The sequence below is a fragment of the Gillisia sp. Hel_I_86 genome, assembly GCF_007827275.1.
Taxonomy (GTDB): Bacteria; Bacteroidota; Bacteroidia; order Flavobacteriales; family Flavobacteriaceae; genus Gillisia.
Genome location: NZ_VISE01000001.1, coordinates 3,839,203 through 3,860,179, shown reverse-complemented (window position 1 = coordinate 3,860,179; position 20,977 = coordinate 3,839,203). Strand labels below are relative to the sequence as shown.

The window sequence follows — 20,977 nt, the reverse complement described above, 5'->3', positions numbered from 1 at the left end:
TTAAAAGATTATTTTATATTCTAAACCATAACCTAGCCCGTAATTTTCCGCAGGCAAAAAGGTGTTAATTCTATACTCGGCCACAGCATATAATTCTTCAATTAACCGAATTCCTAATTGATGTTCTGTAACCCAATCAAACTGTAATTTATCATTATTCAAATATGTGAAATTCTGGTCGGCAAACCCCGCAATATAAACCCTATTATTTAATTGTTCGGGGAACACCCTAATTTTGTATGCATGTTCTATAATCGTCATATACTCCACTTCAGTTTTACTTCTAAATTGAATAAACATGGGGTTCACACTATATGTCATATTGATTTTTGAAAATAGTTCATTTAAATAAGGGGTGTTATGCAAACGCCATCTTAAACCAAATCTATGATCATCATTTTGCTCTCCTTGTCGCAATATATATTGATAGGTAAGGTCTAAAGGGAGCTTTTTATTGATTCCCCAACGTAGGTTATGTTCAGCATAAAAGCCTTCAAGATCTGGAGAATCTTGATTGTTCGTGTAATTTGTTAATGAAAAATAGTGCAATCGATGGGGCAGTGCTGCGAACAGGTTAATAGTAAGAACGCTAAAGGCGCGCGTATCATAATAGCCGTTCAGATCTATAAAACCAGCATTTTTGTGTTTTGGAACTTCTTCCTGTGAGAAACAATTACTATAAAGGAGTAAAGTAAAAGCCAAAAATGTTAAGAGTTTGTAGGTCGAAAAGAATTGATGGATAATAGTGAATATTTGAACAACTCCAATTTGGAGCCGCAGGGTAGGGGTCTTCATAGGCAAAACTAGTAGGTTATATAACAATTGGTTATATTAATCGCATTAAATGATTTTTTGGTTTAGGGGGCTTAAACCAAAAATAACACGATAATTTTTGTTAAAATTAAGGTTTTATTTTTAACCCAAAGACAATTATAACGTATTTGAAAATTTAGAGTCAATAGATTGTTCAAACTTAGAGGTTAAATGCATCTCTAAATAAGAGGAATTTAAAATCCATATTTCTCTATCTTCGCAACAAAAGTATAGCCTTGCAGCCAAAACGATTTTATTACCTTATAAAAGTTCAGTACCTGGGATTTCGGTTGCATGGTTGGCAACGGCAGCCAGGCTTTAAAACTGTAGAAGGTTTAATTAAGAAAACTTTTAAATTTATCCTCCTGGATCGTAGGTTTAAAGTTCTAGGTTCTAGCCGAACAGATGCATTGGTATCGGCCAATGAGTCGGCTTTTGAGTTGTTCTTGGAAGAGGAACCTCTTGATGACTATTCTGAATTTCTAAAATTGTTCAACAAGAATTTACCTCCAGATATTAAAGCTTTGGAAATTCAAGAGGTCGATGGGAAATTCAATATTATTCAAGATTCCAAACAAAAGGAATATCATTATTTATTTTCCTTTGGGGAAAAAAACCATCCTTTTTGTGCGCCGCTCATGACCAATTTACAAGAGAGCTTGGACATAGGATTAATGCAAGAAGGGGCAAAGCTATTTGAAGGCTTGCATCACTTTCAAAATTTCTGTGTTCGCTCCTCCGGGAAAAGTTTATATGAGCGGGAAGTGCAATTTTCAGAAATACACGAAAATACTTTGTACACCGCCAATTTTTTTCCGAAGAAAAGCTACGTCCTTATAGTTAAGGGAAGCGGATTTTTAAGGTACCAGATCAGGCTGATGATGGGAACGCTTGTTCAACTTGGAAAAGGAGCGTTGAGCTTAGAGGATATCAAGGAGAGTTTGAAAGCAGATGTGGATAATCAAATGACCTATATTGCACCTGCATCTGGCTTAATCCTTCACAAAATTGAATTTTTAGGCTCTAGTTTAGAGAAACGTTGATAATGAGAAAATACTTGCTGCCTTCCCATGGGAAGTACTAGGATTGGGATGAGGTAATATAATTTACATTCCCATCCCCTCCTAAATCCTCCCCCTGCGGGGAGGACTCCAAAATAAAGCTGGAGTATACTCCAGCTAATTTTTATAAAGGATTACTCCTCTTCTTTTTCCAGTATAGAGAGGGCAAATTTAATTGTCCAATAGTCCAATGCTTCATCGAAATATTCATAATAGGTTTTTAAACCTTTGGGTTCTTCAATTTCAATTTTGGCTTTTCTTACTGCCTCCACATCGGCTTTGGAGATTAATTGTCCAAGGTCTATATTTTCTCCTTCCTCAAAAAGTTTTACCAGATGAGAGTTAATGGTGGAAGGCGCCAATTTTCTGGAAGCCGCAATCTCTTCCACACTAAGTCCATTATTGTAAAGTTGCAGTGTTTCTTGATGTGTATTGCCAGATTTGGATTTAGGCCTTTTCTTAAATTGTTTCTCCTTGGTAAAGGCGATGATTTCTTTAATGAATTGATACCCATAATCCTCCATTTTCTTTCTCCCAACTCCATTTATCTGGATAAAATCCTCATCGGTCATTGGGCGTTCTTTTTCCATTTCCTTTAAGGTGGCATCATTAAAAATAAGATAGGCTGGAATTCCTTCTTCTTTAGCGATACCTAATCGTAATTGACGAAGCTTTTCAAAAAGGCTCTCATCCTTGGTTTTTATTGCTTTGGCTCTTTCTTCCTGAATTTCTTTTTGATCCAGGTTTTTTGCCAACTCCAATTTTGCGCCCTTGAACAAAATATCTTTGGCCATCGGGGTTAACTGAAGATGATTATGAAGATGAAAAGCAATCTCCACGTACCCAAGGTTGATAAGCTGAATGATATAAAGTTGCCAATCCCTCCAGGAAATATCCTTACCAATTCCGTAGGTTGTTAACTCTTGGTATCCTTTTCCTAATACTGCCTCATTTTGCGCGCCTCTAAGCACATCTATTAAAACAGTTATAGGTTCCTTTCCTTTTAGGCGGTAAATGCAGGAAAGGGCCTTTTGCGCTATGAGCGTCCCATCCATGAATTGTGGAGGGTTCCTACAAATATCACAATTGCCACAATCTTCCTTTTTTAGTTCCCCAAAATAGCTCAGCAAAATTTTTCTTCTACAGGTGAGCGCTTCAGAATATTGCTTCATTCTGTCCAACTTGGCCATTTGTACAGCTTCATTTTTGGCGTTTGCTGCAAATTTTTGAAGCTGGATCACATCTGCATAGCTATGAAAAAGCATGGTTTCAGACGGCAGTCCGTCCCGCCCAGCACGACCGATTTCCTGATAATAGCCCTCTAGGTTTTTAGGCATATTATAATGGATCACCCAGCGGATATTCGATTTATCGATCCCCATCCCAAAGGCAATGGTGGCGCAAATAACTTGTTGGATGTCATTAATAAAATCCTCCTGAATCCTACTTCGTTCTAAATGGTTTAGACCTGCATGATAGGCTTCGGCTTTTATGCCATTCGCTTTTAATTTAGCGGCAACGTCTCTGGTATTTTTTCGACTCAAACAATAAATTATCCCACTTTCATTTTTTCGCCCTTCGGTAAAATGAAGGATCTGTTCCAGCCGTTTCGTTCCTGGGCGCACTTCCAGCGAAAGATTTTTTCTATCAAAAGAGGCTACATGTATTTTTGCATTTGGGATATTCAACTGTTGGCAAATATCCTTTCTTGTTGCTTTATCTGCGGTGGCGGTCAAGGCAATAACAGGAGTAGAGGGGAAGCGCTTTTTTAAATATCCAAGTTGGGTATAAGCAGGCCTAAAGTCGTGCCCCCAACTAGAGATGCAGTGTGCTTCATCTATGGCGATCAGACTCACCTTTCCATCAGTTAGAAACCGATCTACAAATTGCAAACTTTCTGGAGCAACGTACAATAATTTTAGTTCGTTTTTTTCAACGCTGGCAATAATATCCTCCTGTTCTGTTTCAGACTGACTGCTATTTAGGTAAGCTGCGGGAATTCCGTTCACTTTAAGACCATCTACCTGATCTTTCATTAAAGCGATCAAGGGAGAGATTACAAGGGTGATATTTGGCAAGAGGATGCCCGGCAACTGATAACAAATAGATTTCCCGCCCCCTGTGGGCATGATCACCACATTATCCTTCCCTTGAAAAACGGCATCTATAATTTTTTTTTGAAGGGGACGAAAGCTGTCGAACCCAAAATATTCTTTTAATGTACCAAAAAGTTGCTTTTCTTCCATTCAGCAAAAATAGGAGATAGGTTTAAATATTCCGAAGACGGAGCCTAAAACTTGGTCCAAAAAGTGGCGGTGCCCCAATAAATAAAAAACTTTGCTATTTTTATGCAAACATTCAATTTATGGCTAAACGACACAGGCACCTACAGCGCAGACCAAAATCCACCAATGCCCTTAATAAAGCCCCGGGAACCGTTGCTTATGTAGGAAGAAAGGAGTCTGCAGAAATTAAATTGGAGGTTACAGATTATAATAAAGTAAACTACGAGCGGTTTATTTTCGATAATGTAGCGCCTGCTTTTAAATTTGAAAATAAGGAGAATATCACGTGGATAGATGTAGATGGTCTAAGTAATACTGCCGAAATTGAAAAGCTGGGGAAGTATTATAAACTACATCCATTGATTATTGAAGATATCGTTAACACCAACCAGCGGCCAAAAATAGATGAGTATCAGGATTACTTGTTTTTAGTTGCAAAAATGCTGTACCATAAGGAAAATGGCATTTTGGAGCATGAGCATATCAGTATTGTAATTGGACAAGATTATGTGCTTACATTTCAAGAAGCAGATGGGGATGTATTTAATGGAGTTCGGGAACGGCTTAAAAACCCGAAAGGGCGTTTAAGAAATAATGGGCCAGATTATCTGGTGTTTGCACTTTTAGATGCGATCATAGATAACTATTTTATTGTTATAGAAGAAATAAGTGATAGAATAGAGGCCTTGGAGGAGCAATTGTTCACCACCCAACCAAGTGATGACATTACCTTTGAAATTCAGGAATTAAAAAGAACCGTTCTTCGTATTCGTAGGGCAGTATTTCCATTAAGGGAAGTAATAAGTAGGCTGGAGAAAATGGATACCACGCTTATTCAGGATAAAACGCTGAATTATATTCGGGATCTATACGATCATATTATTCAGGTTTCAGAGAACATTGAGATCTATAGGGAAATGACCTGGGGTTTGATGGACATGTATATGACGACCCTTAGCAATAAAATGAACGAAGTGATGAAAGTATTGACAATTATGGCTTCTATCTTTATTCCCTTGACTTTTATGGCTGGTATCTACGGAATGAATTTCGAGTATATGCCGGAGTTACGATGGAAATACAGCTATTTCGTGCTTTGGGGCCTTATGATCTTGGTTTTTCTGGGGATGATCCTATATTTTAAAAGGAAGAAATGGTTGTAGGCTTTCTAAATTTATCTCATCAACTTAATTATAAAAGACCCCTTTAAAATGAAAAGAAATTTTTTAAACAGTTTATGTATTCTATTTTGTGTGTGCTCCTGTAAGAATGAATCAAAAGACAAGCAAAAAGCTGAAGTTGCTATTTCTACCGCCTCCACATTGAATCCAATTTATATAGGCACATATACTAAAAAAGAAGGCCACGTAAATGGTCAGGCAGAGGGTATTTATTCTGTTTATCAAAATCCAAAAACTGGCGCTTTGGAGATGGGTAAAACCGTGGCCAGGGTGGTTAATCCTTCCTTTGTAAAAACCTCTGGTGACAACAAATATCTTTATGCGGTAAGTGAGCTTGGCCCGGACGATGGAACGGCGGGGTTAGTCTATTCTTATAAAATTAATAAAGATCACAGCCTGGAGGAAACAGGAAGTATTTCTACAGAAAGTTTTGCACCTTGTTATATTGCTGAAGATCAAACTGGCCGCTTTGTATTTGTTGCCAATTATGTAGGGGGCGTAGTGGTGATGTACAAAAAAAATGCTGATGGAAGTCTAAAAAAGCTGCAGAAGATCATTCTTGAAAATCCTAAAAAATCCAATCCACATTCGGTGAATATATCATCAAACAATAAATTTGCTTATATCACAGATCTTGGTAATGATCGTATTTGGATCTTTGATTTGGATCCCGATTCAAGCTCATTAAAACCAAACGAAACCTCTTTTATTCAACTTGCTGAAGGATCTGGACCAAGACACTTCGCATTTTCCAATACGAATGATCACGCCTACACCATCAATGAGCTAAACGGAAGTATAAGTACATTTAAAATAGGGAAAAACGGAAAGCTAACCCATCTGGAAGATATTTCTTCCTTACCCGAAGACTTTGCAGGAGAAAATTCAGCAGCAGATATACATGTACATCCCTCGGGTAAATTTCTATATGTATCTAACAGGGGGCATAATAGTATTGGAACTTTTCAAATAGACCAAAAAATTGGTAGCTTGGAGAATATTGGATTTACCGATACCCAAGGGGCTACTCCAAGAAATTTCGCCATCTCTCCCGATGGAGCTTTTTTATATGTAGCCAATCAGGATTCCAACAATTTAGTAAGTTTCAAAATTGATTCCGAAACTGGTAAATTAACCCAAACAGGAAAAAGTCTGGCAATCAAGACCCCGGTGTGTATTGAATTTTTAAATTGATTAAAAATCTTATTGCTTTTCAGGGTACTGAAATTACTAGTCTTTATGTTTTTTTTGTATATCCGCTAATATGCCTAAAAGTCGTAATGGAACTAAAAATGTCACGTCGAGCGCAGTCGAGACGTCTTTGTTTAACCCTTCGACTCCGCTCAGGGAGGCAAAACCAATTTTTAGGTGTGTAAACGGATAAGCATTGTTTTTTTTAGATGAAACCATTTTCACTTTACTTCCTCAATTACAAAAAAGCCATCATTTCCTTGGGATTGGTAAAGCGGCATAAAGATTCGTGCATCCCATTCACTCTTTATTTCTTTGCCATTTTGTATGGCCAATAGATCCCCTTCATAAATTTTCTGAAAATTTTTGAATCCAGATTTCATTTCGAAGGCATCATTTTCTTGAAGTCCGTGTCTATAAATAATTTTAAAGGTTTTTTGATCTGGTGCATTTTTAACTGAAAATTTTTCTACACATAAGGGATATTCGGGTATTTGCGAAAGGTCCAAATTACAAGCCTCTTTAAGGGCCAGCCAAATTATTCCTTCATGGTTTTCCACAGACGTTTTACTGGTATGTTGTCCGGCTTCAAAAGTAAAACCAGTTAAGCCGATTCGACTAAAATAATGATCTATCGCCCCATAAACTATGTCGCTAAATCCCTGGACAATATAGGTAGGGAAATTATGTGCCCATTCATTATTGTCATTTACTAATTGCACAGAAACATAGGGCAAACTATCTGAAGAGGTTGTATGACAATCCATAAAATAGCGTTTGGAAAAATCGGATTCTGGAAATTGTTCCAAAATCTCGATGATTTCGAACATTTCCTTCTGCTCATTTGTTTCTTGTTTTTGTTCACTGATATTTACTTCTGTCCAGGTTCTATTTAGGTCTTCATCTATATATCGCACATTTTTCGCTAGAGCAGCTTCATTTCCAAGGACTCCAACTATACACCCGTTTATGGTAGGTTTGGAATGATCCAAGGCTTTAAATACCCTTTTTAAGGCCTCGACCCCGGAAGGTTCATTTCCATGAACCCCGGCAGTTATAAATAATAGTGGGCCTTTTTTTTCGCTTGAATATTTTCCTATTATTCTGGAACTATTTTCCATATTTCAAAATTTAATTATGCCATGGTCGCTAATTCCCTGTTGGAAATCGAATTACCATATAATCTTTTATACTCCACTTTTTTCTCGATAGATTTTACGATTACGTCACTAAAATCTGGCAAACCTATATCTTTAAAATGGTCCAAACCTCCCGGGCTTAATACATTGATCTCGATTAATTTATCTTTTACTATATCCAAGCCAACAAAAAACAAACCATCCCTAATTAGTTTTGGAGCGGTGATATCTATGATCTTTTTCATAGCATCAGTAAGTGGACTGCTATCTGCAGAGGCTCCTTGAGAAAAATTGCTTCTAAATTCCCCTTCGCCGGCAACCCGACGAATTATACCGTAAGTCCCATCTTTTTCCATTACCCGACCGTTCATGAGCAAAACACGGACATCACCATCCTTAACTGCGGGAAGAAATTCTTGAGCGATCACGTAACCCTGCTGGGTGATGTTTTCTATAATCTGATTTAAGTTTTTTTCGTTTTTATCTATCAAATACACATCCCGGCCTCCAGAACCTTCCAAAGGCTTTAAAACCATTTTCTTTTTATGAGTTTCAAAAAAGTTTATAATATCTTCCTTTTTTCTGGTAATTATTGAAGCTGGTTTAATACTGCTGGGAAGCTCTTCAAAATAAAGTTTATCAATAAATGCATTGGATAGGGCATAGGCATCATTTAAAACCAACACGCCTTCTTGCTGGATCATTCTTCCAAAAGCAACTCCCGCTTGTTCTGCCCATTGTCTGGAACCACCTTCTTCCGTAGGATTGTTCCTTATAAACAGCACATCCAGATCGTTTGCCAAAATCGTCTTCTTTTTAGCCTTATCACTTTGCAACAATTCCAAATATTCTTCCGGGGTCTTTGGATCTCCATTTTTGGATATGGACACACTATTGATGCTTATGGTTTCATCATGTTTAAAGTTAAAATCCCCAACCCCCATCATATGCACTTCATGCTTTCTTTTTAAAGCTTCAAACATAATATAAACTGTGGTGCCACAAGTTTCTGTATCTATACCATTTACTACAAAACATATTTTCATTTGGTTATCATTTGTGAGATGGGTAACCCATCCCTGATTAATTTGATTCTTTTAGTTGATTCTTCATTTAATAGGTAACTTGGACGTAATGCTCCTTTTTTAAGTACATTTCGTTCTGTTAACTCTGCTATAATTTGAGTATGCTTTAAAGCGAACTTTCCAGTTAGCAAAGGTTCATAATCTCCACCTTCCTGGAGATATTTTCTAAGGTCCACCAATCCTTTTAAGTAAATAATATCTTTTAAAAAACCACCGCCCTGCATAATCCTGGAAGTGATGTTAAAAGCTCTTTCCGGGGAAAAATTATAAGTAGCCGTTAACAACCTAAAAATTTCCTGAAAACCCGCTCCTTCTTTAACAGCTTCTCCTGCAATTACCCTTCCTGCAAGTGTTCTAAACCGGTTTGGAGTAAGTGCATTTACAAGATATTCTGACATTACAGCCAGACCTTCTTGCAATGGATCATAATCTGCGAGTCCAATACTTAATTGTTTTAAAGGCTGTTGCAAACCGTTATGATAGGTGAGCACATGGGTTCCAACTTCATGCTGAATAAGTCCTTTGGCATCGACCTCACTTAATTTATAATCTTCTGGAATATAGAGTTCCCCTTGAGAGACCATCATGATGTTCACATCCTTGCGGATGTGTACCTTGCATTTAAAATTTTCATCCTGATTTCTAAAAAAATCAAATTCCTTTCTTGCAAGACTGCTAAATGCTTTACTATCCAATAATGTATTGGGGATAGTATTTTCTACCTCCTCTGGTATTTCTTCAAGAATTTGTTTTGCCTCGCTGCATAAGTGAGGATCTATTCCTTGGTATAGCCTCAAACTGTCATATAAGAAATTCTTGGTGCCACGCTCGCTCAACATGTTAATTTGCTGATCTAGTTCTTCTCTTTTTTCCCTAAAGAGATAAGACATTGCTGGATCGTCTATATCCTCGATCTTAAGATTGTACAGTTTCCGTTTAAGTACATCGGGATCTATCGGGAGCAATCGGTAATGATAATCCAATAGTTTCTCGTACTTACTTTCAAGAAATGTTTTCTTGATTTCATTAATGTTTACAGGGGAAACCAGCCATAAAAATTGATAGGAGGTTTCTATTTCTGCAAGTTTTTTATCGATCTCGAACACTTTATCTTTTAAATATTTTCTGCCAAGTACATTAATACTAGCTACTCCACATGATGTTTGCACCCGGATATAATCGAAAATTGCTGTATGCATCGCCCTATTGATAAAATCCCTAAAATTCCTGAAGAAGACAGGATAGGTTTTAAAAGTTTCATCCCGATAGATTGGCGGGATTTCCATACCCAATAACAACGCTCCAGATTGTTTGGCTTCTTCAATACTTAAAAGCTCTTTTTGTCCCGCTGCCTGTCTATGAGGAGTATCTTTAATTTCAGTTTTTAAATAAAGTCCAGAAAAAAGTGTGTTTATGGCATCTAATTCTTCTTTTAGCACTTTAAGGGTAGTGGGCAGTTTTTTTTCTGGTCCTTTCAAAACAAAACTTGAACTCTTTTGTACTCCGGCGTAGAGCTCTAATAATAAATAAGACTTGAATTTTGTGGATAACAAATTGGATAGCTCCAATAACAATTTTTGATAGCCATTAAAATCTTCGTTGCCAATTATTAAATACGAAGACTCACTAATGACCATTCTATAAGTTTCTGGATCATTTGGGACCTTTCTATAAATAATTAAATAGGGAAGTTCTTTCTCTATATGCAAAACGCCTCCTCCCGGGAGCGTGGCATTAATTTCAATTTCGTTTTCAACTATTGTTAATATTAGCTTAATCGATTTTTCTGATAATTCTGATATTTCGGTTAAGTCTGAAACCATAAATTAGAATATTTTAATTGATGAAATATTCAAAAACCTTTTATTTATAAGGGTTTACACGGAATATGATAAAAATTAGATGCTTAAATTTAGAAATTAATCGAAGCTTATTAGGTTAATAGGCATACTTTGACATTTATTTAAGAGAGTGACTATTTCTTCCAACTTAAAATTGGGGATATTTCAAGGCTTAAGTTGGCTTTCTAGGTGTCGCAATAAAAGCATCGATCTAATGGAGATTTTTATACAGGAAATAAAATTGGTCTAAAATAAAAAAAACCCTTGTTTTACAAGGGCTTCTTATTTGGAAGTGATCGCGCCAGGATTCGAACCTGGGACCGCCTGCTTAGAAGGCAGGTGCTCTATCCAGCTGAGCTACGCGACCGATTTCGCGGTGCAAATATAATGTACTTTATATTTATAACAAGGTTTTTTTGAGCAAAAATAGAAAATAAAAAAGCAGCTATTGCTAACTGCTTAAAATTCAGCTTAAGACTGAAAAATAAAACTTACCTGGATTCCTGAACAAGGTTCCGTTCCAGGTGTTGAGTAATAGCTAATAGTTGGTTTAATGCAAAAGGAGCCACTTCTTCTACTTTTTCCATGGGGGTGTATAAATTATAAAATCTTCTGGTAAGTTCCAAAGTTTCCAGTGATAGCCCAAAGATTTCTTGGCTTTCATATAGCTCATCTACATGCACTTTAACTGCAGTTATGTATGCAAGTTGATTTGTAGTAACTGCTGGTTCTAAAATAGTATTCATAACTTCAATTCTAATCAAAAATTAAATTATGCCAATACCTGCATTTAGAAGCAGTTAAGATTATGGTAAGTAGTATGTGGGATCGTAAAAGTAGAATTTAAAAACAGAAATTCACAAGAAAAACTTGGCTGTTCTATGAAGGGAAATGATTAATCGATAAAAGGCAAAAATAAAGACTATTTTAACTCTGAAAGTATTAAATGTGTAGTGGGTTCCCCATAATTTATAAGCTTGTCTATAAATTGTTGAAGATGTAATTGATCTTTTAAAACTACCTTCATATGTATATTATGGGAACCAGTTATTCTTGAAGCCCTTTTGATCTCGGGAAAAGAATCTATAGCTTCCATGAAACTTTTTAATTTCCCACTAAATAATTTTATCATAATAAAGACCTGTAAGCCATATCCCATTTTAGCATGATCCAATTTTAAACTGTAGCCCATTATGATTTCTAACTCTTCCAATTTTTGAATACGCTCCCTTACAGAAGAAGCTGAAAGGGGAATTTGTTTTCCAATTTCAACAAACGATGCCCTGGAATTTAGTTGCAATACCGCTATTATTTTTTGGTCTATAATGTCTAACATGGAATAAATGCTTTATTGATTAAAAATACATTTATTAATTGGTATTATATTAGTTATACCAATTTTTAAGTTTCTTAATTGATAGTTGACCACGTAATTTTGTTTTAAATTATGTGGTTGTTATGGAAATAGGTCTCTATCTTATTGTTGCAATAGCTATTTTTTTTGGCTTTTTTGTACAAACTGTTATAGGTTTTGCGGGCTCTTTAATTGCCCTCCCCATATTATTGCTTAGTGCTGCCCTTCCAGATGCTATTGCCTATATTTCCATATTCTATATTTTTTCAAGTTTTTTCCTTATAAACAAGGAATGGAAAAACATAGACTTCTCTATTTTATCTAGACTGGCAATTCCAACTATAACGGGAGTTGTAATAGGAATTTTAGTTCTTGCTTTCACCAATCCTATCCTTCTCAAGAAAGCCTTGGGCATCTTTATAATCCTATATGTTATGTATGTTTCTTTAATAAAAGCCGATTTTCAAGCAGGGAGAAAATTGGTTATGAGCTTAGGGGTTCTAGGAGGTTTTTTTTCAGGAGTGTTTTCTACTGGTGGGCCCTTATATGTAATATCTGTAAAGAATATGGCGATGGATGTTAAAACCTTTCGAGCCACGATGATAGGGATTATGGGCTTGATTACCTTAGTGCGAATTCCCATGCTAAGTGTGAGTGGAATTTTAACCTTGGCTCATTGGAAAGTAGCTTTGATTATCTTCCCGGTATTTCTTTTGGCGCAGTACATGGGGAAATTGGTGTACTCAAAAATAAATGAATTCTACTTTAAAAAAGTATTATTGGTATTGCTCTTCTTTTCTGGAATTGTACTTGTTATAAATTAAATTTTTCTGCAAATCAAGAACCTCGGGGCAAGCCTCGAATAATTAAACCCGCGGTGAGGGTTTAGAGTGAGCAGTTGGTTCTATTGATTGTGCCACCAATTCCAATGCCATTTGCGTCTTCTGAAATAATAACGGAATCTTCGTTTAATTGAATTACTATAGGAACGGTGGCTGTTTTTCCTTCTTGAGTGAATTTGTATTTTCCCTGGATTATGTCATCTTCAATTAGTCCAGTTATTGTTCCTTCCCTTCGATCCTTAAATTTGGGCAACCAATTATAAATTCCTGATACCGAGTTCCCAATAACATCCAATTTTAATTCGAGAATGTCAACATCTTCGGAATTTTCCTTGAACCGGGTTTCATTTCTAAAGCAATAGGATCTCTTTATGTCTATTTCTTTCTCTAACTCACTTTTTTTAACAGTTTTCTCAATAACAGGGTCCGGCAATGTTTTTACAGTAGCAGTTTTATTACAACTCATGGCAAATGCACTAAGAGCAACAATAATTAGGATTTTAAAATTAAATTTCCGCATGGGTTTTCCAAATAAAATGTCGCATGAAAATAAGTATTCAAGTTAAGTCTTTTCTACCAAGTGAGAAGGATTTATTTTAGTTTTACTAAGAATAATGGCTGTTAAATTATATAAATTATTGATTCTAATAGTATTGCAAAACATATAACGTTCTTTTTAATGTTTTAATATTGCCTAAGATAAAATTCCATTTTGCTGAATAGGATAATTCCTGATCGCAAGAATGATTTCACTTAAATTCCATGTATCGAAATGAAAACCATCTAAAAGCGAAAATTAAGAGTTTGAATTTTTCTTCCATATTAATTTCCTTGTACAATCTAAATAAGAGCCGTTTTTAAATCTCGGAGGGATTGTTCCCCGTTGCTTGTATTGTGCAAAGAGAAAAGCTTGAAACCCTAGGTATTAATTGAAAAACTCTTCTTCCAATAAATACCTCCTATGCCTGTACCCAGGCTGTTTAATAAAGCATGCTATCAAGCAATCTATCCAAATTGCGTTCTTTCATATTGAAATTTTTATCGGATAGGAAGACTTCATGTATTTCTTTTTTGATGCTTTCGAGCTCTCTATTTGAATATTCGTGTTTTGCTATGGCAAATTGAATTTTTTCCAGACAATGGTCTTCATCATCACAACAAAATTCTTTATATATCCTCTCAAAAGATCCTGTATCGATCTTGGATTTTATAAGATCGATTTCTTCAATAGATTCAATGGAATCTGCCTTGGCACACATTAATAGGATATAGATCTTTAATTCCTCTTTAGACCAGTGTTTTAATTCATTTTTCATTGTAATTAATTTAGTTAGCTGTGTTTTAAATTAGCCGCTGATATTCCTGTCTTTAAGCCTTAATCATATGGTTACAAGGATATAATATACTGCAACCACGAGCAACAAGAAAAGTCCTAATGCCAACAATAGGATGGCTCTTTTTACATTTCTGAATTTCCAGGCAGCAATTTTTGATATAATATAAATTTGTTCTCCTAATTGTTCAAAAAGCTGATCCTCATCAAGGCTCACTGTATAAAATGTTTTAGCGAACTGCTTGATATTTCCAAACTTAGAGATCACATCTCCAAAAAAGAAAATATTCTTATCGTAATTTCCTTCTATTTTTGGCATAAAACATCTCACGCTATAAAAAATAGAGGCGGCTGTACAGCAAAACCAAAAACCAACAAGAATATAAAATAACAAATCGTTGGAAACCTCCAGTATAAGCACGCCCCAACTTTGATAAATAAAATTTAATAAGATCCCATAAAAGGTCAGAATAAGACCAGCCTTTAATTCGGAAGCTTTAATAAGGCTCGTTACATAATTAATACTGCCCCAATAATGATCTATTAAATCGTCGGTGTGCCTATTCTTTATTCTTGGCTCCTGAATCAATGGTTCTGTTTGCTCCATAAATTATGTATTATTAATGTTTGGGGGAGTAAGTTTTGTGGGGAGTACACGGTAAAGTTAATTAAAATGAAGGTATGACGAAATTATATTTTAGATTATCTGTGTTTTGTAGACTGTATATTATATGATTAATGCTGTGGTTACCTAATGTTGATTATAGAAGTAATTAAAAACAAAAAAGGTCCCCATTTGCATAAGGGTGCTTTTATAGGTTGGGATGTTGGATCGCATTTTAAATCTTGTACCCCTTGTCACTCCTGACTTTTCGAACTATCAAATGTGGGACTTTGTATGATATATTCCTCATATTATGGATACCTAAAAAATTTAAAATTAGAACCTCCCTTATACTATTAAGCTTTGGAAATACTGATATTCCAATTATAGGTTTCCTTTAAATTTAAGCGAAAAGCGCCTTGCCCCGTGGGTCCTCCATGTATCAAAAATGTTTCCTCAGGGATATTTTTAGTTTTGCTTGTCCAATTTAAAAGGCCTTGCTAATCTGCATGCGCCGAGAAACTTTCTATATGATGAATACCTGCTTTTACAGGATAATATTTTCCGAAGAATTTTAGTTCGTGCGCGCCTTCCAGAAGATGTCTTCCATGAGTTCCTTCAGCTTGATGGCCTACCAATATAACCGTAGTATTGGCCTTGTGTATCATCTGTTTTAAATAGGTTATGCCCTTTCGCCGGCAACCATTCCGCTCCCAGCAATAACCACTTTTGGTTGTGGATTATCTATAGTTTCCCAACCTTATCGGATATTAAGGTAGCAGAAATGGATTTTTCAGCAGCCACTTTATAACCAGAATTGATGGATAAATTATATTTCGCAAATTGTGAAAATTTCATTTCCTTATTGCCACCAGCCTTGTAATTATCGACTTTTCGATAAATCACATCGGTATTCACATAGAATTTTTCGTCGGAAAAATTCAGTTCTCCACCAAAAGGGAAAGCTCTTTTGAAAGCAATAACAAGATGCACGTCTTGAAGGAAACCTACTTATAAATGCTTTCATTTAATATGGTTTTGATAGTTTAAATAGAATGCTCCTCCTAAATATTCGTGAGAATTTTCAGAAAAGGACAGTTTTATAATTTATAGCATAATCTACCACTGGCCACATAGGCTTGGTAAACATTATTAAAGAAACAATAATGAAAAATACATTTTTTACGGGATAATATAACCACCAAGGGCTTGTTTTCAATATGCTTTTTGTCACATGTATCCGTCAATTAGAGCGAAAATTTCTTAGATAAGAACCCTATTCTCAATATTTTGAGGAACAGGATTCTTAAAATAAACCAGTTAGGTACAGCAGCTATCCCCTTCATCCTTGATACCTAGTTTTTTGAGTATTTTTTCCATTAAACACCATCTGGTAAGCGATGATTGTAAAAGGTTTGCACCTACAAAGGCCGTGAACCATAGCCAGTTAATATTTACATAAACAGCCAAAATGAGACTAATTAAAATGAAAGTTCCGGCAATTGCCCTTATATATCTATTGATCATAATTATAAAATTTTAATGTTATACATATTAATCTGTCTTCCCCAACTCCTACCCTTGGGAGGTTGGGAGGGGACTTAAATACTTCGTTCTATTGGGACCACAATTGCATGAATTGGGTTGTTGGTGTTCACCTTTTTATTATATTCCACAACCAGCTTAAAAAAATCGTCTATTTCTCTTTCTTCCGTAAACGAAAAAAACATAATACTGTCTTCTCCGCCTTTTTCCGAGGGAAACCAACTGGAATTCATCATAAAAGGGGAGGCATTTTTAAAGCCTTCAATATCAGAGCCGCTATAGTTATGAATATTGGCTTTTTTTAAAAGTTGCAGCACATCTTTCTGAAATTCTTTCACAAAGGTTACAATTAATAGTTTCATTGGTTTAATATTTATTGATTAATGCCATTTTTTCTCACTTCTCATATCTGATATCTCTTGATTACTCCTTAAAGTTTTTACGTTCGATCATATAATAAACAAGGGGCACCACAAGTAGTGTTAGCACAGTAGAAACAATGGTTCCACCCATTAATGAAATGGCCAGTCCTTGAAAAATTGGATCAAAAATAATCACAAATGCACCAATAACAACAGTTCCCGCGGTTAATAGAATAGGGGTGGTTCGCACAGCTCCTGCCTCAATTACGGCTTGTTTTAAGGGTATTCCATCTGCAGTACGAAGGTTTACAAAATCAATTAAAAGCACCGAGTTTCGCACCATAATTCCTGCCAATGCAATCATCCCAATAAATGAAGTTGCAGTGAAGAAGGCATCCAACACCCAATGTCCAAGCACGATTCCTATCAATGATAATGGTATAGCTACCATCATCACTATTGGCGCTTTAAAATTTTGGAACCAACCTACAATTAAAATGTAGATGATAATGATTACTCCCAAGAAAGCAATTCCTAAATCTCGGAATACTTCCAAAGTAATTTGCCATTCTCCATCCCATTTCACTGTGAAATCGTCTTCAAATTTGGGTTGTTCCAGATAGAGTTCGTTCATATTGTATCCAGAGGGAAGCTCTATGCTGTTTAGCTTATCTGTCATTCCCAAAATGGCATATACAGGGCTCTCCAACTCTCCAGCCATATCTGCCAAGACATAAACCACCCTCTTTTGATTTTTGCGATAAATGCTTTTTGCGCGGGTGCTTTCATTAATAGTTACCAAATCGCCCACAGAAACCATATTGCCCTGCTTGGATGCGATTCTTAACTGTGAAATATCCTGGATCGTGGATTTTTCCTTTTCATCCAAGGCCAATAATATACCAACTTGATTGGTAACGTTTTCATCATAAAGATTGGTTACCGGCCTATCCGATAGCGCCATGTTCATTGTATAAACAATTTGCTGTGGAGCCACGCCATAACGCATCGCCTTTTCTTTGTCTATTACAAATTGATATTCCTTTTGGTCGGCTTCCACCATCCAATCCACATCCACTACATCTTGGGTTTCGTTCAAGATATTCTCAACTTGTTTTGCAACTGCTATCTGCTGGTCATAATCTGGTCCATAAATTTCAGCAACAATCGTTGATAATACTGGTGGTCCGGGCGGAACTTCCACTAACTTAACATTTGCACCAAATTTCTCCCCAATTTTTTGAATATGCGGACGCATTTGTTTTGCAATATCGTGGCTTTGCTCGCTACGCTCATCTTTACCAATCAAATTCACTTGAATATCCGCCATGTTGCTACCACCCCTAAGGTCGTAGTGGCGCACCAAACCGTTAAAAGTTATAGGCGCCGAAGTGCCTACGTAATTTTGATAATTAACCACGAGCGCTTGTGTAGAAAGGTATTGTCCTATTTCACGGGCAACCACTGCGGTGCGTTCCAAAGTTGTTCCTTCGGGCATATCAATCACTACCTGCATTTCGTTTTTATTATCGAAAGGAAGCATTTTTACGGCAACCGATTTTGTGAAGAACATCAATACAGAAACTAAAAGCATTACAACGGTAATTCCCAAAAACCAGAATCGTGTCTTTTTGTTTTCGATCAAGGGCGTTTCCAGCTTTGAATAAATCCTGTAAATAAAAGTTTCTTCCAAAGGTTTCTCTGGTTTTGGAGCTTTTCCTTTCTTCTGCTTTTCCCTTAGGAAAATATAGCCCAAATATGGAGTGATCGTCAATGCCACAAATAAAGATAGTATCATCGCAATGGAAGCTCCAATTGGCATTGGTGACATATAAGGCCCCATTAACCCAGACACAAATGCCATTGGCAATACCGAAGCGATTACGGTAAAAGTTGCCAAAATTGTTGGATTTCCTACTTCATTTATTGCGTAAATAGCGGCTTGCTTAAACGGCAAGCGTTTCAGCTTGAAATGCCGGTGCATATTTTCGGCTATAATTATGGAGTCGTCCACCACAATACCTGTAACAAATACCAGGGCAAAAAGTGTAATTCTGTTTAGCGTATAATCAAGCAAATAGTAACTTAAAAGCGTCAATGCAAAGGTAATGGGAACCGAAAGGAAAACCACCAAACCCCCACGCCAGCCCATGGCCAGCATAACAACCAAAGTTACGGCAATGATGGCACCAATAAGGTGCATCAAAAGTTCCGAAACTTTCTGGGACGCCGTTTCCCCATAGTTCCTTGTAACTTCCACGTGAACGTCATCAGGAATTAGGTTGGTACGTAAATGGTCGATTTTATCGATAATAACATCGGCAATTTTCATTGCGTCTGCACCTTTTCTTTTTGCTACGGAAATAGTTACCGCAGGATATTCTGAAGCATATTTGGTTGTATTTTCACTAGCGCCTCCAAATCCAAAGGAAACATAATTGCTCGAAATTTCGGGGCCGTCAACAATGCTTGCAACTTGCTTTAAATAAATAGGTTGGTTCTGCTGAATTCCAACTACTATATTTTCTACATCTGCAGCAGACTTTAGAAAATTGCCAGTAGTTACCAAAAACTCGGTATCACCCTTATCAAAACTACCAGAACTCATTTGCTGATTGTTAGCCTTTATCATTTCGGCAACGCTCAAAAAGTCCAGTCCGCTTGCAGCCAATTTATCTTTATCCAAAACTACTCGTAACTGCCTATTTCTTCCACCAATTTTATGGGTGACAGAAACTTGATTTACTTTTTCAATTTCTTGGGTAAGCTCGTCTGCTAACTGTTTCAGTTTAAAATCGTCATAGGTCTCGCTCCAAAGTGTTATGCCAAGCATTGGTACATCATCGATTGCGCGTGGTTTTATAAGTGGCATGGTAGCTCCAGCAGGCATTTGGTCCATATTCTTGTTCATCTCGTTGTAGAGTTTCACAAAAGAACGCTCAATATCTTCGCCCACGTAAAATTGAACAATTACCATAGCTCCCTCTTTGGAAGAAGTAGAGTACACATATTCCACCCCGGGAATATTGGAAACCAGTTTCTCCAAAGGTTTCACAATCCTCGATTCTACTTCAGTGGGGGATGCACCGGGATAGCCTACAAAAATGTCGGCCATAGCCACATCAATTTGTGGTTCTTCCTCTCGCGGTATCAAAAACGAGCTGTACACACCAATAACCATAAAAACGATCATCAATAGCACCGTAAGTTTTGAGCTTATAAATAACTTGGCAATTTTGCCTGCTAATCCGTCCTTCATTATTATTGTTTAATGGTTATTTTTGCTCCGTTGAAAAGTTTTCCTTCCGAAGAAATAATATAGTTTTCATCTGCGGCCAAACCAGAAAGTACTTCTACGTTATCACCAAATGTCCGGCCCAATCTCACCCAGCGAAGTAGTGCGGTGTTGCTTTGGCTTACCGTATAAATTCCGGTGAGTTGTCCACGAATTACCAAAGCTTCCTTGGGAACTAAAACTATGGTGGCACCTGTTTTCTTTTCTATTGGAAATTGAACGGTGGCGTACATTCCAGAAAGAATGTTTGCATCTGTCTTGTCCAACACAACTTTTACCAAATATTGGCCTCCAGTGTTTTTGGCTGAAGTACTCACTTCGGTAACTTTTCCGGGAAGTATTTCATCTGAAGATTTTACAATCACTTCCACTTCGGCTCCAGATTTTATTTTGGAAATTTCACTTTCTGGAACTGGAGCAGTTACTTCAAAATTGCCTGGGCCTTCAACCGAAACCAATGGTTCTCCCGGGTTTGCCATATCACCGGCTTCAATGAATTTATTAGTGATAGTTCCGTTAAAAGGAGCGCGAAGATTCACATACGCAAATTGAGATTGAACTTCGTTTTTCATCTGTTTTGCACCTTCCAATCTGGCTTTTGCCATTTCGTAACGCGCGCGTTGGTCATCCAGTTCTTTTTGGCTCGCACTGTTGTCTGCATATAAGTTTTGGAAACGTTGATAATCCTTTTCTGCATTGTTAAAAGCAGCCTGTGCTTCGGTGATTCCCGCACTTGTTTGCGCTTGTTTGGCAGAAAGATCAGAATTGTTGATGCTCACCAATAATTGTCCTTTTGTAACTTTTTGACCTACATTTACATGTACTTTGTCCACAAACCCCATCATTCGGGTACTAAGCGTGGTGCTGTTCGCAGCTTCGATTTTTCCGCTTGCGGTTAAAAAAGGGGTGTTGTTCTCTAGAGCTACAGAACTAACCGTTACCGGCACTGCAGGGGTTTTATCTATGTTTTTTTCTTCGGTAGAATTGTTGCACGCAGAAAAACCGAGTATTGCTGAAATTAGAAAAAGGGTAGATATATATTTCAT

20 protein-coding genes and 1 tRNA gene are annotated in these 20,977 nt (G+C 36.7%); 4 read left to right on the top strand and 17 right to left on the bottom strand.

What is annotated here, in order from left to right; all coding sequences use genetic code 11:
- Nucleotides 1-795: a hypothetical protein gene (locus tag JM83_RS17220; RefSeq protein ID WP_144963326.1), complete on the bottom strand. Its 795-nt coding sequence runs from the start codon at nucleotides 793-795 to the stop codon at nucleotides 1-3.
- 254 nt (nucleotides 796-1,049) lie between these two features.
- Here JM83_RS17220 and JM83_RS17215 point away from each other — a divergent pair, with 254 nt between their 5' ends.
- Complete coding sequence (locus JM83_RS17215; protein WP_144963325.1) at nucleotides 1,050-1,856, top strand: tRNA pseudouridine synthase A; 807 nt, start codon at nucleotides 1,050-1,052, stop codon at nucleotides 1,854-1,856.
- A 152-nt stretch (nucleotides 1,857-2,008) separates the two neighbouring features.
- On the opposite strand, the gene recQ is transcribed toward JM83_RS17215, so the two are convergent.
- A complete protein-coding gene (recQ, locus tag JM83_RS17210; RefSeq protein WP_144963324.1) occupies nucleotides 2,009-4,120 on the bottom strand; it encodes a DNA helicase RecQ in 2,112 nt (703 codons plus the stop codon).
- Nucleotides 4,121-4,239: 119 nt separating this feature from the next.
- Here recQ and corA point away from each other — a divergent pair, with 119 nt between their 5' ends.
- Both corA and JM83_RS17200 read left to right on the top strand, forming a co-directional pair.
- A complete protein-coding gene (gene corA / locus JM83_RS17205) occupies nucleotides 4,240-5,322 on the top strand; it encodes a magnesium/cobalt transporter CorA (RefSeq protein WP_144963323.1) in 1,083 nt (360 codons plus the stop codon).
- A gap of 48 nt (nucleotides 5,323-5,370) precedes the next feature.
- Complete coding sequence (locus JM83_RS17200; RefSeq protein WP_144963322.1) at nucleotides 5,371-6,534, top strand: lactonase family protein; 1,164 nt, start codon at nucleotides 5,371-5,373, stop codon at nucleotides 6,532-6,534.
- Between the two features lie 218 nt (nucleotides 6,535-6,752).
- Here the strand turns inward: JM83_RS17200 and JM83_RS17195 are convergent, their stop codons facing one another.
- The 6 genes from JM83_RS17195 to JM83_RS17170 form a co-directional block, all read right to left on the bottom strand.
- A complete protein-coding gene (locus JM83_RS17195) occupies nucleotides 6,753-7,652 on the bottom strand; it encodes a succinylglutamate desuccinylase/aspartoacylase family protein (RefSeq protein WP_144963321.1) in 900 nt (299 codons plus the stop codon).
- Between the two features lie 14 nt (nucleotides 7,653-7,666).
- Nucleotides 7,667-8,716 carry a glutathione synthetase gene (locus tag JM83_RS17190; protein WP_144963320.1) on the bottom strand — a complete coding sequence of 350 codons (1,050 nt, stop codon included), beginning with the start codon at nucleotides 8,714-8,716 and terminating at the stop codon, nucleotides 7,667-7,669.
- Complete coding sequence (locus JM83_RS17185; protein WP_144963319.1) at nucleotides 8,713-10,578, bottom strand: flavohemoglobin expression-modulating QEGLA motif protein; 1,866 nt, start codon at nucleotides 10,576-10,578, stop codon at nucleotides 8,713-8,715. The genes JM83_RS17190 and JM83_RS17185 overlap by 4 nt, the downstream gene beginning before the upstream one ends.
- Before the next feature lie 311 nt (nucleotides 10,579-10,889).
- A tRNA-Arg gene (locus JM83_RS17180) sits at nucleotides 10,890-10,963 on the bottom strand.
- A 124-nt stretch (nucleotides 10,964-11,087) separates the two neighbouring features.
- On the bottom strand, nucleotides 11,088-11,342 hold the full coding sequence (locus tag JM83_RS17175; RefSeq protein ID WP_144963318.1) for a hypothetical protein: 255 nt from the start codon (nucleotides 11,340-11,342) through the stop codon (nucleotides 11,088-11,090).
- Nucleotides 11,343-11,518: 176 nt separating this feature from the next.
- Nucleotides 11,519-11,932 carry an Lrp/AsnC family transcriptional regulator gene (locus JM83_RS17170; protein WP_144963317.1) on the bottom strand — a complete coding sequence of 138 codons (414 nt, stop codon included), beginning with the start codon at nucleotides 11,930-11,932 and terminating at the stop codon, nucleotides 11,519-11,521.
- Between the two features lie 122 nt (nucleotides 11,933-12,054).
- Between JM83_RS17170 and JM83_RS17165 the strand changes: the two genes are divergently transcribed.
- Nucleotides 12,055-12,774, top strand: coding sequence for a sulfite exporter TauE/SafE family protein (locus JM83_RS17165; RefSeq protein ID WP_144963316.1), 720 nt, complete (start codon nucleotides 12,055-12,057; stop codon nucleotides 12,772-12,774).
- A 61-nt stretch (nucleotides 12,775-12,835) separates the two neighbouring features.
- Here the strand turns inward: JM83_RS17165 and JM83_RS17160 are convergent, their stop codons facing one another.
- From JM83_RS17160 to JM83_RS17120, 9 genes are all read right to left on the bottom strand, one after another.
- The gene (locus tag JM83_RS17160) at nucleotides 12,836-13,312 is read right to left on the bottom strand and encodes a hypothetical protein (RefSeq protein WP_144963315.1); all 477 of its coding nucleotides are present in this window, start codon (nucleotides 13,310-13,312) and stop codon (nucleotides 12,836-12,838) included.
- A gap of 460 nt (nucleotides 13,313-13,772) precedes the next feature.
- Nucleotides 13,773-14,108, bottom strand: a complete 336-nt coding sequence (locus tag JM83_RS17155) for a hypothetical protein (RefSeq protein WP_144963314.1) — start codon at nucleotides 14,106-14,108, stop codon at nucleotides 13,773-13,775.
- A gap of 63 nt (nucleotides 14,109-14,171) precedes the next feature.
- On the bottom strand, nucleotides 14,172-14,732 hold the full coding sequence (locus JM83_RS17150; RefSeq protein WP_144963313.1) for a Pycsar system effector family protein: 561 nt from the start codon (nucleotides 14,730-14,732) through the stop codon (nucleotides 14,172-14,174).
- A gap of 497 nt (nucleotides 14,733-15,229) precedes the next feature.
- Nucleotides 15,230-15,397: a hypothetical protein gene (locus tag JM83_RS19320; protein WP_222430241.1), complete on the bottom strand. Its 168-nt coding sequence runs from the start codon at nucleotides 15,395-15,397 to the stop codon at nucleotides 15,230-15,232.
- 76 nt (nucleotides 15,398-15,473) lie between these two features.
- The gene (locus JM83_RS17140; RefSeq protein WP_144963312.1) at nucleotides 15,474-15,722 is read right to left on the bottom strand and encodes a hypothetical protein; all 249 of its coding nucleotides are present in this window, start codon (nucleotides 15,720-15,722) and stop codon (nucleotides 15,474-15,476) included.
- 327 nt (nucleotides 15,723-16,049) lie between these two features.
- Nucleotides 16,050-16,256: a DUF2892 domain-containing protein gene (locus JM83_RS17135; RefSeq protein ID WP_144963311.1), complete on the bottom strand. Its 207-nt coding sequence runs from the start codon at nucleotides 16,254-16,256 to the stop codon at nucleotides 16,050-16,052.
- 74 nt (nucleotides 16,257-16,330) lie between these two features.
- Nucleotides 16,331-16,636, bottom strand: coding sequence for a hypothetical protein (locus JM83_RS17130; RefSeq protein WP_144963310.1), 306 nt, complete (start codon nucleotides 16,634-16,636; stop codon nucleotides 16,331-16,333).
- A gap of 61 nt (nucleotides 16,637-16,697) precedes the next feature.
- Complete coding sequence (locus tag JM83_RS17125) at nucleotides 16,698-19,895, bottom strand: efflux RND transporter permease subunit (protein ID WP_144963309.1); 3,198 nt, start codon at nucleotides 19,893-19,895, stop codon at nucleotides 16,698-16,700.
- A gap of 2 nt (nucleotides 19,896-19,897) precedes the next feature.
- Nucleotides 19,898-20,977, bottom strand: a complete 1,080-nt coding sequence (locus JM83_RS17120) for an efflux RND transporter periplasmic adaptor subunit (protein WP_144963308.1) — start codon at nucleotides 20,975-20,977, stop codon at nucleotides 19,898-19,900.

What these genes read in the sequence shown, in the direction of transcription:
- JM83_RS17155 (WP_144963314.1), bottom strand. Translation starts at nt 14,108, where the DNA reads ATGAAAAATGAATTAAAACACTGGTCTAAAGAGGAATTAAAGATCTAT.
- JM83_RS17130 (WP_144963310.1), bottom strand. Translation starts at nt 16,636, where the DNA reads ATGAAACTATTAATTGTAACCTTTGTGAAAGAATTTCAGAAAGATGTG.
- JM83_RS17190 (WP_144963320.1), bottom strand. Translation starts at nt 8,716, where the DNA reads ATGAAAATATGTTTTGTAGTAAATGGTATAGATACAGAAACTTGTGGC.
- JM83_RS19320 (WP_222430241.1), bottom strand. Translation starts at nt 15,397, where the DNA reads ATGATACACAAGGCCAATACTACGGTTATATTGGTAGGCCATCAAGCT.
- JM83_RS17120 (WP_144963308.1), bottom strand. Translation starts at nt 20,977, where the DNA reads ATGAAATATATATCTACCCTTTTTCTAATTTCAGCAATACTCGGTTTT.
- JM83_RS17200 (WP_144963322.1), top strand. Translation starts at nt 5,371, where the DNA reads ATGAAAAGAAATTTTTTAAACAGTTTATGTATTCTATTTTGTGTGTGC.
- JM83_RS17135 (WP_144963311.1), bottom strand. Translation starts at nt 16,256, where the DNA reads ATGATCAATAGATATATAAGGGCAATTGCCGGAACTTTCATTTTAATT.
- JM83_RS17150 (WP_144963313.1), bottom strand. Translation starts at nt 14,732, where the DNA reads ATGGAGCAAACAGAACCATTGATTCAGGAGCCAAGAATAAAGAATAGG.
- JM83_RS17160 (WP_144963315.1), bottom strand. Translation starts at nt 13,312, where the DNA reads ATGCGGAAATTTAATTTTAAAATCCTAATTATTGTTGCTCTTAGTGCA.
- JM83_RS17185 (WP_144963319.1), bottom strand. Translation starts at nt 10,578, where the DNA reads ATGGTTTCAGACTTAACCGAAATATCAGAATTATCAGAAAAATCGATT.
- JM83_RS17170 (WP_144963317.1), bottom strand. Translation starts at nt 11,932, where the DNA reads ATGTTAGACATTATAGACCAAAAAATAATAGCGGTATTGCAACTAAAT.
- JM83_RS17125 (WP_144963309.1), bottom strand. Translation starts at nt 19,895, where the DNA reads ATGAAGGACGGATTAGCAGGCAAAATTGCCAAGTTATTTATAAGCTCA.
- recQ (WP_144963324.1), bottom strand. Translation starts at nt 4,120, where the DNA reads ATGGAAGAAAAGCAACTTTTTGGTACATTAAAAGAATATTTTGGGTTC.
- corA (WP_144963323.1), top strand. Translation starts at nt 4,240, where the DNA reads ATGGCTAAACGACACAGGCACCTACAGCGCAGACCAAAATCCACCAAT.
- JM83_RS17220 (WP_144963326.1), bottom strand. Translation starts at nt 795, where the DNA reads ATGAAGACCCCTACCCTGCGGCTCCAAATTGGAGTTGTTCAAATATTC.
- JM83_RS17195 (WP_144963321.1), bottom strand. Translation starts at nt 7,652, where the DNA reads ATGGAAAATAGTTCCAGAATAATAGGAAAATATTCAAGCGAAAAAAAA.
- JM83_RS17165 (WP_144963316.1), top strand. Translation starts at nt 12,055, where the DNA reads ATGGAAATAGGTCTCTATCTTATTGTTGCAATAGCTATTTTTTTTGGC.
- JM83_RS17175 (WP_144963318.1), bottom strand. Translation starts at nt 11,342, where the DNA reads ATGAATACTATTTTAGAACCAGCAGTTACTACAAATCAACTTGCATAC.